This window comes from Brevibacterium aurantiacum (assembly GCF_003932995.1).
GTDB lineage: Bacteria > Actinomycetota > Actinomycetes > Actinomycetales > Brevibacteriaceae > Brevibacterium > Brevibacterium aurantiacum.
Window position 1 is genome coordinate 2,270,440 of sequence record NZ_CP025333.1, and the last position, 13,949, is coordinate 2,284,388.

General features: G+C 63.7%; 11 protein-coding genes. 1 reads left to right on the top strand and 10 read right to left on the bottom strand.

Annotated features, from left to right (window positions below; all coding sequences use genetic code 11):
- Positions 1-11 precede the first annotated feature (11 nt).
- The 8 genes from CXR25_RS10585 to aspS all read right to left on the bottom strand — a co-directional run bounded on the left by CXR25_RS10585 (position 12) and on the right by aspS (position 11,350).
- Positions 12-929 carry a shikimate dehydrogenase family protein gene (locus CXR25_RS10585; RefSeq protein ID WP_009881434.1) on the bottom strand — a complete coding sequence of 306 codons (918 nt, stop codon included), beginning with the start codon at positions 927-929 and terminating at the stop codon, positions 12-14.
- Entirely contained in the window at positions 926-2,068 is a 1,143-nt protein-coding gene (gene mltG, locus CXR25_RS10590; protein ID WP_069600251.1) for an endolytic transglycosylase MltG, read from the bottom strand. The genes CXR25_RS10585 and mltG overlap by 4 nt, the downstream gene beginning before the upstream one ends.
- Complete coding sequence (ruvX, locus tag CXR25_RS10595; protein WP_029416490.1) at positions 2,065-2,541, bottom strand: Holliday junction resolvase RuvX; 477 nt, start codon at positions 2,539-2,541, stop codon at positions 2,065-2,067. The genes mltG and ruvX overlap by 4 nt, the downstream gene beginning before the upstream one ends.
- Positions 2,538-5,192, bottom strand: a complete 2,655-nt coding sequence (gene alaS / locus CXR25_RS10600) for an alanine--tRNA ligase (protein ID WP_009881437.1) — start codon at positions 5,190-5,192, stop codon at positions 2,538-2,540. Before alaS ends, ruvX begins: the two co-directional genes overlap by 4 nt.
- A gap of 257 nt (positions 5,193-5,449) precedes the next feature.
- Entirely contained in the window at positions 5,450-6,049 is a 600-nt protein-coding gene (gene rpsD, locus CXR25_RS10605; RefSeq protein ID WP_009881438.1) for a 30S ribosomal protein S4, read from the bottom strand.
- 238 nt (positions 6,050-6,287) lie between these two features.
- Complete coding sequence (locus tag CXR25_RS10610; RefSeq protein ID WP_241211272.1) at positions 6,288-7,901, bottom strand: cation:proton antiporter family protein; 1,614 nt, start codon at positions 7,899-7,901, stop codon at positions 6,288-6,290.
- 117 nt (positions 7,902-8,018) lie between these two features.
- Positions 8,019-9,566, bottom strand: coding sequence for a replication-associated recombination protein A (locus CXR25_RS10615; protein WP_114384914.1), 1,548 nt, complete (start codon positions 9,564-9,566; stop codon positions 8,019-8,021).
- A complete protein-coding gene (gene aspS / locus CXR25_RS10620) occupies positions 9,566-11,350 on the bottom strand; it encodes an aspartate--tRNA ligase (protein ID WP_009881444.1) in 1,785 nt (594 codons plus the stop codon). Before aspS ends, CXR25_RS10615 begins: the two co-directional genes overlap by 1 nt.
- A gap of 118 nt (positions 11,351-11,468) precedes the next feature.
- On the opposite strand from aspS, the gene CXR25_RS10625 reads away from it, so the two are divergent.
- Positions 11,469-11,843 (top strand): ArsR/SmtB family transcription factor, encoded by a 375-nt coding sequence (locus tag CXR25_RS10625; RefSeq protein WP_009881445.1) that lies wholly within the window; start codon positions 11,469-11,471, stop codon positions 11,841-11,843.
- Between the two features lie 6 nt (positions 11,844-11,849).
- Here CXR25_RS10625 and hisS read toward each other — a convergent pair whose 3' ends face one another.
- Complete coding sequence (gene hisS, locus CXR25_RS10630) at positions 11,850-13,184, bottom strand: histidine--tRNA ligase (protein ID WP_009881446.1); 1,335 nt, start codon at positions 13,182-13,184, stop codon at positions 11,850-11,852.
- An 84-nt stretch (positions 13,185-13,268) separates the two neighbouring features.
- Positions 13,269-13,913 carry an MBL fold metallo-hydrolase gene (locus CXR25_RS10635; protein WP_164513959.1) on the bottom strand — a complete coding sequence of 215 codons (645 nt, stop codon included), beginning with the start codon at positions 13,911-13,913 and terminating at the stop codon, positions 13,269-13,271.
- Between the last annotated feature and the right edge of the window lie 36 nt (positions 13,914-13,949).

Sequence of the window (13,949 nt, forward strand, 5' to 3'; positions counted from 1 at the left end):
CGTCTCCGTCGTCAGTCGCCTACCGGTCCAGGTGCGTCCTCGAGGGCTCGATACATGGCCACGGTGATGGCTGCTCGACGTGCAGAGTCCCTCGTGCGTCGGTCTCCGCCGTCTGCAGTCTCCGTGTTCCGCAACTCAGCCTCAGCGTTCTGCGACTCGGCTGCGGCGATGAACATCTCCGACTGCGCCACAGCCTGCTCGACGAGCATCACCGTGCCTTCGACCGGGATCAGGCCATGTGCCTCGGCCGCTCGAAGGAAGCCGGATTCGGCGGCATAGGCGACATCAAGTGCCACTCCGCTGTGAAAGTCGGGTGACCACTGCAGCTCGGGAACCGCCTCGGCGGGGAGGGTGGAGATGACGATGGCAGCGGGTTCGATCCGCCTCAGCGGTGCGGTGGTCGCCGTGATCCCGAGCCGTTGACTGAGTTCGAGGACCCGACGCGCCCGATCAGGGTTCCGCACGAGGAACTCGATCGAGGTGATGCCCAATTCGTGGCAGGCCAGCAGCGCAGAGGCCGCAGTCGCTCCCGCACCGAGGATCGTGGCCCTGTCACCATATTCCGTGTCGCTCGTGGTCAGCCCTGGTGCCAGGGCTCGCACGATCCCCTGGACATCGGTATTGGCCACTGCCGTCGAACTCGCTGAACGGACAAGGGTGTTCGCGACACCGGTCAGCCCGGCAGTGTCGTCGAGATCCCACCCATGAGCGCGTGCGAGCTCGACGAGCTGCTCTTTCAGCGGCATCGTCAGGGAGAATCCGACTTCATGATCATGACCCGCCAGAAACGCCTCGAGCTCATCGGCGCCGAGGTCGTAGCTGGCGTATTCGCTGCCGTGAAGTCCCAGCGCTTGGAACGCCGCACGATGAAGCAGCGGTGACTTGGAATGAGCGATCGGGCGACCGAGCACCGCAGCCGAAATCGTCATCCGTCGCCGTTGCCTTCGTTATGTTCCTTAAGCCACTTCCGGTAGATCTCGACGTTCTTCCGGTGCTCGTCGAAGGTGTCGGCGAACTTGGTCTCCCCTGTGTCCGGGTTCGTGGCAACGAAGAACTGCCAGTCGCCTTCTGTCGGGTTGAGTGCGGCATCGACAGCACCGGAGCTCGGCGAGTTGATCGGCCCTGGAGGCAGCCCCTTCTGCTTGTACGTGTTGTACGGGCTGTCTGACTGGCGTTCTTCCTTCGTCGTCGTCAGGTCGCTGCGGGCACCGTGGATGTAGGCGACGGTGGCATCGGATTGGAGGAGTTTGCCGGTCTTCGAATCATCGGAGATGCGGTTGAGGAAGACGCGCGCCACCTTCTTCCGGACGTCCTCGTCACCAGGCGATTCGATCTCGACGAGGCTGGCCAGAGTCATGATCCGATTCGCGTCATCAAGGTCGATGCCGGCGTTCTCGATCTCGGTCTTCGTCTTGGCGACCATTTCGGACACAACAGCCTGGGCGGTCTTCTCCTTGTCGAGATCGTACGTCGCTGGGTACAGATAGCCCTCAAGGCTGGGAGCATCGACGTCGAGGCCGTAGTCCTTCGGGGTCTTATCGTCGATGGCTTTGTCGACCGCCTCGGCCTTCATCCCCGATTCAACCATCGTGGACTTGATCTGCTCGATCTTGCGCCCCTCGGCGATCGTGATCTTGGGCGGTTTGATGGGATTGACGAACGCTTCGACTGCTGCCTTGGAACTCATCTTCTCGCGCAAGATGATCGGACCGGCCTGAATCGTGATGTCTCGACGTTCGACCTCATCGAGGAACGGCTCGGAGTTCATGATCACTCCCGCTTCGACGAGCTGGTTGGCCACGGAACGGGCCGAGGCTCCCGGCGGGATCTCCACAGAGACCTCGCTGGTGCCGGCGCCCTCATAGTCGCCTTTGGGACCGAACAGGTCGTCGAAGACTCCGCCGGCGGCTCTGACACCGAAGAAACCGCCGATGCCGAAGACGAGAACACAGACGACGACGATGGCCGTCGTCCTGCGTCTGCGCATCATCCGGCGGTGCTTCTTGGCTTTGAGATCGGACCTGGACAGCCCTTCGTCTTCCGAAAACTCGCCTGGGAACGGGCTCATTGCTCACTCTCCTCGTCGGGCATTGCTCGACCGGCCGGTTGTCCGGTGTTGTGTTCGTATTCGAGGGCGTTCTGCAGAATGATGACTGCGGCCTGGGCGTCGACGATCTCTCGGCGCTGACGCGAGTTCTTCCCTGCGGCTGCGAGGGCGTGGTGGGCTTCGACAGTGGTGAAGCGCTCATCGACGAGGCGGATCGGCGTCGCCGTGGCAGCGCTGATCCGCTTCGCGAACTCCAAGGCTGTTGCTGCTGCCGCTCGGGCCGATCCGTCGAGGGATTTCGGGTCGCCGATGAGTAGTTCGATCGGTTCGTATTCGTCGATGATCTCCCGCAGCGTCTTCAACGCTGCGGGTTCATCGGTCCGCCTCACCACGGTCAGTGGTGTGGCGAGGATGCCATCGGGGTCGCTGGCGGCCACCCCGATGCGCACCGAACCGATGTCGAGGCCCAATCGACGGCCCCGGCGGAAACTCACTGGAGAGCTGCCTTGACTGCTGCGATGGCAGAGGGAATCGCACTGACATCGCTGCCGCCGCCCTGGGCGAGGTCAGGCTTGCCGCCTCCGCCGCCGCCGAGTTCACCGCAGGCCAGGGAGACGAGCTTCCCAGCCTGGTGTCCCTCTTCACGTGCGGCGGCGGTCGTGGCAATCACGACGACCGGCTTCGAGTTGCCTGTGCCGATTCCCAGAACCACAGCGGACCGTTCGTTGACTCTGCCGCGCAGGTCGGTGACGACGGTGCGGATGTCCCCTGCGTTGGTGACGTCGCCGAGGTCGGCGACGACGAACAGGGTTGATCCCACGGTCTCGGCATTGTCGAGGAACTTGCCGGCTGAGGCCAACAGCTGCTGGGAGTTCAGGCGGGCGATCTCCTTCTCCGCGTCCTTGAGTTTGCTCATCAGGTCCCCGACGCGTTCCTTCACATCGGTGCCTGGCACCTTGAGCATGTCGGAGAGGGAGGACACGATGCTGCGTTCTGCGGCCAGGGAGCGGAAGGCGTCCATGCCGACTGCGGCTTCGATACGGCGCACGCCGGAGCCCACGGAGGCTTCGGAGAGCACAGAGATGGGCCCGACTTCCGAGGAGGAACCGACGTGGGTGCCTCCGCAGAGTTCACGGGAGAAGGGACCGCCGATATCGACGACTCGCACGATGTTCGGGTACTTCTCACCGAAGAGCGCCATCGCACCGGACTTCCGGGCGTCTTCGAAGGGCAGGAATTCGGTGCCGACCTCATAGTTCGAGCGAACTGCGAGGTTGGCGACGTCTTCGATCTCCGCACGCATCTGCTGGCTGGGTGCTTCGGGGAACGAGTAGTCGAAGCGCATGTAGCCGGGCTGGTTCATCGATCCGGCCTGCACGGCGTGCGTGCCCAGGATCTCCCGCAGTGCTGCGTGGACGAGGTGGGTGGCGGTGTGTGCCTGTGAACCCTGGAACCGGTGGTCGTGGTCGACGACGGCCAGAACCTCGGCGCCGACGTGGATCTCGCCGTCGATGACTTCGACCCTGTGGGCGGGCAGACCCTTGATGGGGTTCTGCACGTCGAGGACACGAGCGGTGAAGCCATGACCCTTGATGAGGCCGATGTCGGCACGCTGCCCGCCTGCCTCGGCGTAGAACGGGGTCAGATCGAGGATGAGGTCGGCGGTCTGTCCTGGTGTGAGGACTTCCTGGGCGAGACCATCGACGACGATCCCGCGCACCCGGGAGTCGGCTTCGAGCCTGTCGTAGCCGACGAATTCGGAGGCACCGTCTTCGAGCAGTGCCGAATAGGCCGAGAGGTCGGCATGTCCGCCGCCCTTCTTCGCCTTCGCGTCGGCTTTCGCCCGGGTCCGCTGTTCGCTCATGAGGGCACGGAATCCCTCTTCGTCGACATTCACGCCCTGCTCGGAGGCCATTTCCAAGGTCAGGTCGATGGGGAAGCCATGGGTGTCATGCAGAGCGAACGCAACGTCGCCGCTGAGAGTCTTGTCCGATGCGGGCAGTGAGGCTGCCGCGTTCTGGAACAGCTGAGTGCCGGACTCCAGAGTCCGCAGGAACGCCTTCTCCTCGGCATAAGCGATGCGGGAGATGCGATCGAAGTCCGTCTCAAGCTCCGGGTAGGAGAGTTTCATCGACTCCATCGACACCGGGAGCAGTTCGGGCAGGACCTCGCTGGTCACGCCGAGGAGACGCATTGCACGTACGGCCCGGCGCAGGAGACGGCGCAGGATGTAGCCGCGTCCTTCGTTGCCGGGGCGGACACCGTCGCCGATGATGATGAGGGAGGAACGCACGTGGTCAGCCACGACGCGCATCTGCACATCGGCGTCGTGATCGGCACCGTAGCGGTGGCCGGAGAGCCGGCTGGCGGCTTCGATGACGGGGAAGACCTCGTCGATCTCATACATGTTCTCGACGCCCTGGAGCAAGAAGGCGACGCGTTCCAGGCCCATGCCGGTGTCGATGTTCTTGGCAGGGAGTTCGCCAGCGATGTCGAAGTCGACCTTGGACCGGACTTCGCTGAGCTCGAACTCCATGAACACGAGGTTCCAGATCTCGATGTAGCGATCCTCGTCGGCCACAGGGCCGCCTTCGACTCCGTAGTCGGGGCCGCGGTCGAAGTAGATCTCGGAGCAGTAACCGCCGGGACCGGGCTGCCCGGTGTGCCAGAAGTTGTCCTCGTTGTCGCGCGGCTGGATGCGCTCACGGGGAATCGAGGTCTCCTCGAGCCACAGGTCGATGGTCTCGAGGTCGTCCTCGTGGACCGTTGCCCACAGGAGGTTCTTGTCGAAGCCGAGTCCACCGTCGTCCACGGAGTTCGTCAGCAGGCCCCAGGCGAAGCGAATGGCCTCGCGCTTGAAGTAATCGCCGAAGGAGAAGTTGCCGTTCATCTGGAAGAACGTGCCGTGGCGGGTGGTCTTTCCGACTTCTTCGATGTCGCCGGTGCGCACGCACTTCTGCACGCTCGTGGCCCGATTGAACGGAGCGGGTTCCCGACCGGTGAGGTAAGGGATGAACTGCACCATTCCTGCGATGTTGAACAGGATCGATGGATCGGAACTGATCACCGACGCTGAGGGGACGACCGCGTGCCCGTTCGCTTCGAAGTAGTCCAACCAGCGCTGTTTGATCTCTGCCGTCTTCATCCAAGGCCTTTCACATGTTGCGTGTGCACTCTTGCACTCATCAGTGACTAGTTTAGTGACTCAACCACATTATGCGAGGTGCCGACGCTGCGCGCCGCCGACCCGCTGGTCACCCCGAGATCAGCTTTCGGTTCGGTCCTGTGGTTGAGCGATTGTCGGGCGGTTGTTCACCGTCCGAACGAATTGGGGGGTGAATGCACAACTGCCCGGAACTCGATGTTCCGGGCAGTTGCTGCCGTGCGATCCCTCTGGGGTGATCAGCGCGAGTAGTGCTCGACGACCAGCTGAACGTCGACGGTCACAGGAACCTCTTCGCGCTTCGGGCGACGAAGCAGAGTGGTCTGCAGTCCCTCGAGGTTGACGTTGAGGTAACCCGGAACTGCAGGGAGAACATCCTTGTGTCCACCGGCTGCAGCGACCTGGAACGGATCCATCGATGCGCTGCGCTCGTGCACCTGGATGGTCTGTCCTTCCTTCACGCGGAAGGAGGGGCGGTCGACGCGCTGTCCGTCAACGGTGATGTGACGGTGCACGACGAACTGACGTGCCTGGGCGATGGTGCGGGCGAAGCCCGAACGCAGGACCAGGGCGTCGAGACGCATTTCGAGGAGCTCAACCATGGTCTCACCGGTCAGACCGGAGAGGCGGCTGGCTTCTTTGTAAGTCTTGAGCATCTGAGCTTCACGGATGCCGTACTGGGCGCGAAGACGCTGCTTCTCCTTGAGACGGACCGAGTAGTCGCTGTCATTGCGACGACGTGCGCGGCCGTGCTCGCCTGGAGGATACGGGCGACGCTCGAAGTACTTCTCCGCCTTCGGAGTCAGCGGCATGCCGAGGGCGCGCGAGACGCGCGTCATCCGGCGGTTACGTGCTGGTGCTGGCACTGTATTACCTTTCATCAATATGGTGTGTCACGACTGGCCATAGGTTCTCGCCCGAGTCGAAACGGTTGTTTCCCAGGATGGGAAAGAGGGATTGAGCGTCGAGATACGCTCGCACCGACCGCCTTTAGCTTGCAGGCACAACAGCAACCTATCTTAGCGGAAGTCGGCGGGTCGGCGCAAAGCAGAGATGCCCCGAACACCGGCTGAAATCTCAGCCTTCGGCATGATCTGCATCACCGTCGGCTCGCCGGTTGCTCGGCAGCTGCATTGCCGCATCGGCGACTTCAGCTCCCGAACCGCTGTAGATGTTGACGACGGTATGCACACCTGCTCTGATGAACCGGTCGGCCTGGTCCTGGCGCTGCACGACTGCGGCGATGGCACCGTCGAAACCGGCGATGCGCAGCTGTTCGAAGGCAAACGTGTTCGAGTCGTGGATGGCCATGGCCAGGATGACTGTTCGAGCCGTACCGCCGACAACGAGCCGATGCCAGAACTCGTGGTCGGTGGCATCACCTTCGAGCACGTTGAACTCTTCGCGTTTGAGCTCCTCCACCACCAGGTGGTCGTTGTCCACCCCGATGACAGACAGCCCGCCGGTGTCGACCAGTCGCTCGTAGGCCCCGCGACCGATGCGGCCCATCCCCAGCACCACAACCTCGGCGTCACCGGTGTCGATCGCCCGATCCGGGGGACGCAGCTTGGCCTCATTCTCATCGGGCAGGATCTCATCGAGTCGAGCAACGATCTGCAGGCTGTAGGCATTGGCCAAAGACGAGATGATCATCCCGATCGCAACGGCCAAAGCAGTCACTGTCAGCCAACTTTCCTCGAACAGTCCGTTGCCTGCCCCGACCGCCACGACGATGAGCGCAAATTCGGAGAAGTTGCTCAGCGCCAGACTGGTGCGGATGCTGGTCCGATTGCGCAGACCGAAAAGTCGACCCATCAGGTAGAAGCTTGCGAAGTTGAAGGGCAGGAGGATCACACACAACAGCAGTGCCATGAACAGGTCGGCCCAGGTCGGGACCGCCTGAAGCCCGATGACGACGAAGAAGGCGACGAGGAAGAGCTCCTTGACGCTGAACAGCGACTTCGACAACTCGGTCGAACGCCGATGGCTGGCGAAGAGCAGCCCCATCACCAGCGCCCCTAGGTCACCGTGGATGCCGACAGATTCGAAGGCGAGATAGCCCGGCCCCAGAGCCATGACCACGCCGAAGAGCACCAGCAGCTCACCGCGGCCGACACGGTCAAGGATTCGACGTGCCACCCACGCCGCAGGAACCAGGAGAACGAGAGCGAAGGCCCAGGGACTCGGCGGCTCCTCCCCCGCCACGGTGATGAAGGCGACGGCGGCGATGTCCTGGATGACGAGGACCGCAATGGCGATCTGGCCATAGTAGGAACCGTCGTCGGAACGATCTTCGAGCACCTTGACGACGAGCACTGTTGACGAGAATGACAACGCGAATCCGAGCAGACCGATTGTTCCCAGGCCACCGTCGAGCGAAACGATTCCGACGACCGCGGCAAATCCGATCGTGCCGGCCCCGACGAGGACGCCGGAGATCATGTGGAGAACAGCCGTGCCATAGGCCTCGGGCTGCAGAAGGGAACGCAGGTCGAACTTCAGCCCGATGGTGAAGAGGAGCAGTACCACGCCGAGGTCGGAGACCTGTTCGATTCCATCGAAGGCGGAGAAGCCGAGGAAGTGCAGCAGGAAACCGGCACCGAGGAAACCGACCAACGGCGGAATGCGCAGTTCATACGCGACCAACCCCAGAGCCAGAGCGACGGAAATGGTGACGATGATGTCCTGCACGTCGACCCTCCTCGGCCCTACTGCGCCGACTCACCGACCCTGGCCGCGGCACGCTTTCACCCTGTGCACAAAACTACCGTGTCCGCAGGCTCAGCGCTAAGACATCCGTCGTTGAACTTAGGGGCGCAGCAGTCTCTGCAGCATCTCGAGTCGCTCCCCCAGGGACCGCTCCATACCGTTGCCGGTCGGTTCGTAGTAGCGCTTCCCGCGCAGCGTCTCGGGCAGGTACTCCTGAGCCGCGACCCCGTGCGGATGATCGTGGGAGTATTTGTAGCCCTCACCGTGGCCGAGCTCCTTGGCACCGGGATAGTGGGCGTCGCGCAGATGAGTCGGCACCTGCCCCGAGAACCCGTTCTTCACGTCGGCGATTGCCGCGTCGAGAGCCCGGTAGCTGGCGTTCGACTTCGGCGCCATGGCCAGATAGGTGACCGCCTCGGCGAGGGGAATACGTCCTTCGGGCATGCCGATGTTCTGCACGGCAGTTGATGCCGCGACCGCGATGGGAAGCGCCTGCGGATCGGCCATGCCGATGTCTTCGGCGGCCGAGATGACGACCCTGCGGGCGATGAAGCGAGGGTCCTCCCCGGCGACGATCATTCTGGCCAGGTAGTGCAGTGCGGCGTCGACGTCTGAGCCGCGGATGGATTTGATGAATGCGGAGACGACGTCGTAGTGCTGGTCGCCGTTCTTGTCGTAGCGCAGCACCGTTTCCGAACTCGCCTCAGCACAGGCAGCCTCGGTGATGAGGATCGCGCGGCCCTCGGCTGGTGACGTCTCCGAGTCGTCGGTGTCGGCTGAATCTTCGGACTCGGTTGGGTCCTCGATGCCTTCATCGGCGACGTCGTCATCATCAGCGTCGGTGTCATCAACTGAGTCGACAGCAGAATCGTCACTGGCAGCAGCCTCGGCGAACTCTGCCTGTGCGGCGGCGATGCCTGCCGCGGCTTCGAGGATCGTCAGGGAGCGTCTGGCATCGGCACCGGCGATGCGCACGATGAAGTCCTTGGCCGCCGGCTCAAGTTCGAACTGACCGGCCAGACCTCGCTCGCTGACGACTGCACGATCGAGGAGATCGGCGATGGCCGCGTCGTCGAGTGGGCGCAGTGTGAGCAGGAGCGAGCGGGACAACAGCGGGGAGATGACGGAGAAGGACGGGTTCTCGGTCGTGGCTGCGACGAGGACGACGAGGCGGTTCTCCACGGCCGGCAGCAGTGCGTCCTGCTGTGCCTTGGAGAACCTGTGGATCTCGTCGAGGAAGAGCACCGTCGTGCGCTGGTACATGTCACGTTCACGCCTGGCGTTCTCGATCACCTGGCGCACGTCCTTGACCCCGGCGGTGATCGCGGAGAGTTCGACGAAGGTGCGCCCGGGTGCGTGGGAGATGACGTGAGCCAGGGTGGTCTTGCCGACCCCGGGCGGACCCCACAGGATCACCGAGGAGGCTCCGGCCCGGTCTCCCCCGCTGGCTTCGACGAGTTGAACCAGCGGTGAGCCGGGGAACGTCAGATGGTCCTGGCCGACCACCTCGGCGATGGTGCGCGGACGCATCCGCACTGCCAGCGGATCGAGGGCACGGCCCGAATCGGCAGAGGAACCGCCGACGCCCGGACCAGGGAGTCCCTGGTCCGGGCCGTCGGAGGAGAAGAGGTCAGGACCGTTGGTCATCAGGCCTCGGCGTCGTCGTCTTCCGGTTCGAAGTCCACGCCGGCCTCGGCGCGCTGGGCGTCGGTGATCGGTGCGGGTGCCTGGGTGAGCGGATCGTATCCGGCACCGGTCTTCGGGAAGGCGATGACCTCGCGGATCGAGTCGACTCCGGCCAGCAGGGACACGATGCGGTCCCAGCCGAAGGCGATGCCTCCGTGTGGGGGTGCGCCGAACTTGAAGGCTTCGAGGAGGAAGCCGAACTTCTCCTGTGCGTCCTCTTCCGAGATGCCCATGATCTTGAAGACGCGTTCCTGGACATCCTTGCGGTGGATGCGGATCGAACCGCCGCCGATCTCGTTGCCGTTGCAGACGATGTCGTAGGCGTAGGCCAGGGCAGCGCCGGGATCGGATTCGAGGGTGTCGAGGAATTCGGGCTTCGGAGCGGTGAAGGCGTGGTGGACGGCGGTCCATGATCCTTCACCGACGGCGACATCGCCCGCGGCCTGCGCTGCGGCTGCGGATTCGAAGAGCGGTGCGTCGACGACCCACACGAAGGCCCAGTCGCCTTCCTTGATCAAGCCGGTGCGCTCAGCGATCTCGTTGCGGGCGGCACCCAGCAGCGAGCGTGAGCTCGCAGGGTCACCGGCGGCGAAGAAGATTGCGTCACCGGGGTTGGCTCCGGCGGCTTCGACGAGGCCGGCCTTCTCATCCTCGGAGATGTTCTTGGCCACGGGGCCGGTCAGGGTGCCGTCCTCGGCCACGAGAACGTAGGCCAGGCCCTTGGCACCGCGCTGCTTGGCCCAGTCCTGCCAGCCGTCGAGCTGACGACGGGGCAGGGAGCCGCCGCCGGGGTAGACGACGGAGCCGACGTACTCGGACTGGAAGACCCGGAACGGGGTGTCCTTGAAGAAATCCGTGAGGTTGTGCAGTTCGAGCTCGAAGCGCAGATCTGGCTTGTCGCTGCCGTACTTCTCCATCGCCTCGGCGTAGGTGATGTGTGGGATCGGGGTGGTGATCTCGTGGCCGATGAGCTTCCACAGAGCCACGAGGATCTTCTCGGCGAGCTCGATGATGTCCTCCTGCTCGACGAAGGAGGCTTCGATGTCGAGCTGGGTGAACTCGGGCTGACGGTCGGCGCGGAAGTCCTCGTCGCGGTAGCAGCGTGCCATCTGGTAGTAGCGTTCCATGCCGGCAACCTGCAGCAGCTGCTTGAACAGCTGCGGTGACTGCGGAAGCGCGTACCAGGAGCCGGGCTGCAGACGAGCCGGAACGAGGAAGTCGCGGGCACCCTCAGGTGTGGACCGGGTCAGGGTCGGGGTCTCGATCTCGAGGAAGTCCTGCTCGTCGAGGACGTTGCGGGCTGCCCGGTTCGCTGCCGAACGCAGACGCATGGTCGCGGCGGGACCGGAGCGACGCAGGTCGAGGTAGCGGTAGCGCAGGCGGGTCTCTTCGCCGACGGTGCCGGCATCTTCGGCATGGTCGGAGACCTGGAAGGGCAGAGCCTCGGCCTGGCTGAGGATCTCGACCTTCGTGTCGATGACCTCGATATCACCTGTGGGCAGGTTCGCGTTGGTGTTGCCCTCGGGGCGCAGGGACACGGTACCGGTGACCTTGACGACGGATTCGTTGCGCAGTGCGTGGGCATCGTCCTCACGGACGACGACCTGGACGATCCCCGATGCGTCACGCAGATCGATGAAGGCGACACCTCCGTGATCGCGACGACGGTCGACCCACCCGGAGAGGGTGACGGTCTGTCCTGCGTGTGAGGCTCGCAGGCTTCCGGTTTCATGGCTTCGCAGCACCTAGGGCTCCTTTACGATGTTTATGTGGCAGCGCGTGAACAATGATAGTCGCTCGCTGCATGTTTGCTGGCACGGCCCACTGCGGGCCGACTGCTGTGGGGACGATGAAGAGGATGACATGAGCACTGGTGGTACAGGCCCGGAAGATCCCGCCGCGGATTTGGGAGGTGACCCCACCTCGGCGCAGGTCGAGGTGGCAGCGGAGACGTTTCGCATGCTCGCCTCCGGGACGCGTCTGCGGCTGGTCTGGACCCTGGTCAATCAGGAACTCGATGTCTCTTCCCTCGCCGAGGCGATCGGTGCGGCAGTGCCCACCGTGAGTCAGCATCTGGCGAAGATGAGGTTGGCTGGCCTGATCTCCTCCCGCCGTGACGGGAGGCGGATCTTCTACACCGTCGATGACCCGCACGTGGTCTCCATGGTGCGAGAGATCTTCGAGCACATCGCCCCGGACGGATCCCTGGCACCCGACCCGCCCGTGAGCGATTCCTGAGGCTGATCAGTCGCGGTACACCCGTGGCTTGCGATCTGCCTCGACAGGCTCCCAGGTCGCCGGGTCTGCCGTGACCTGCTCGCCGGAGCGGATGTCCTTGATTTCGTGACCAGACTCACCATCGGTGAACCATACGAAGGGAATCCCCCGACGTTCGGCATAGCGGATCTGCTTGCCGAACTTCGCCGCACTCGGTGAGACCTCGCAGGCGATGTCGCGGGCACGCAGAGCGGTGGCAACCGCATCGGCTTCCCCGCGCTTGTCCTCATCAGTCACGGCGACAACGACGACCGAGGGTGTTCCGCGTGTGGCTTTGATGCCGCTGTTCGCATCGAGGATGAAGGCCATGAGGCGAGAGACGCCGATCGACATTCCGACACCCGGGTAGCTCTTCTTCCCCACCGTCACGAGCGAGTCATAGCGACCGCCGGAGGCGACCGAGCCGAGCTCTTCGTGCCCGATCAGCTGAGTCTCGTAGACGGCTCCCGTGTAGTAGTCGAGTCCGCGTGCGATCTTCAGCTGTGCCACGACAACGCCGGGGGCGCGCTCATGGGCGGCCCGGAGCATCGTGGTCAGAGAATCGAGGCCCTCCTCCAGCAGGGGGTGTTCGACTCCGAGCGCACGCACTTCGTCGGCGAAGTCCGGCGAATCCGATTCGATCGCGGCCAGGGCCAGGCACAGTCGCTGCTGTTCCTCGTCGGCCTCGGCTTCCGTGGCCAACAGTTTGCCCACCTCGGCGGGACCGATCTTGTCGTACTTGTCCAGGCAGCGCAGGACAGCCTGGATGTTGGTCAGCCCGATGCCACGAGCGAATCCTTCGAGGAGCCTGCGATCGTTGACGACGATCTTGACTCCGGGCACGCCCAAGGGCGCCAGCCTGCTGAAGGCATCGGCGACGGCAAGCGGAATCTCCACTTCGAAGTGTCCGGGCAGCTCCGCCTCGGCGATGACATCGATATCGGCTTGGATGAACTCGCGGTAGCGGCCCTGCTGGGGGCGTTCGCCGCGCCAGACCGGCTGGATTCGGGCGGCTTTGAAGGGGAAGGAGAGCTCGTTCGCGTTGTCGGCGATGAATCGTGCCAGCGGCACCGTGAGGTCGAAGTGCAGCCCCAGTGGATTGCGCTCCGTGCCTTCGGAGTGCAGGCGGCTGACGGCGAAGATCTCCTTGTCGATCTCTCCGTCTTTGGCGAGCTGGCTGATCGGTTCGACTGCCCGGTGGTTGAGTGCCGAGTATCCATGCAGCGCGAAGGTGTGGTCGAGGATGTCGATGATCGACTTCTCGATCACGCGTTCTGCTGGAAGTCGTTCCGGGAATCCGGACAGTCGGGCTGACTTCGCCATTGTTCTCCTTGGTGCTCTTCGTCTCTGGTGGGGTTCGGGTGCTGCCTGTGATCGGTCGTCGCCGTCAGGGAACCTGGTTCAACTCTAGAAGAACGGGTTCGTCGCCAGCTCGTGACCGACTCGGGAGCCGGGACCGTGTCCAGGATAGATGGGAACGTCGGGAAGCGTCGCAAACGCCCGCAGTGATTCTGCCATCGCCGAGGCATCTCCCCCTGGCAGGTCGACCCGTCCGATCGCTCCGGCGAAGACCACATCACCGGTGAAGATGATCTCCTCATCGTCGGCTTGGACTCGCAGGAGGGTCGATCCTTCGGTGTGCCCGGGAGCGGCCACAGCGGTGATCGTGAGACCGGCGACCTCCACGGTCTGGGCGTCGACAAGGGCGGTGACCTCGGGGGCGGACCAGCCTTCGACGAGTGGCTGCAGCATCTGAGCGAACTGCGGGCTGAGGGTTTCGGCTGGTTTGTCCAGGCGGTAGCGGTCGGCATCTCCCAGGTAGACGGGCACGTTCCAGCGGCTGAGGACGTTGGTCAGGCCGAGGATGTGGTCGGGGTGGCCGTGGGTGAGGAAGACGGCGCTGGGCACCAGATCCTCCTCGGCGACGATTTCGGCAAGTCCCGGTGCGCAATCGAATCCGGAGTCGATGAATATGGCCTCATCATGGCCTTCGGCACGCACGGCATAACAGTTGACTTCGAGAAATTCGGCGCTGGTCACAAATACATCCATGCTCAAAGTCTATCCAGAGCCTGGGGCTTGGTTATG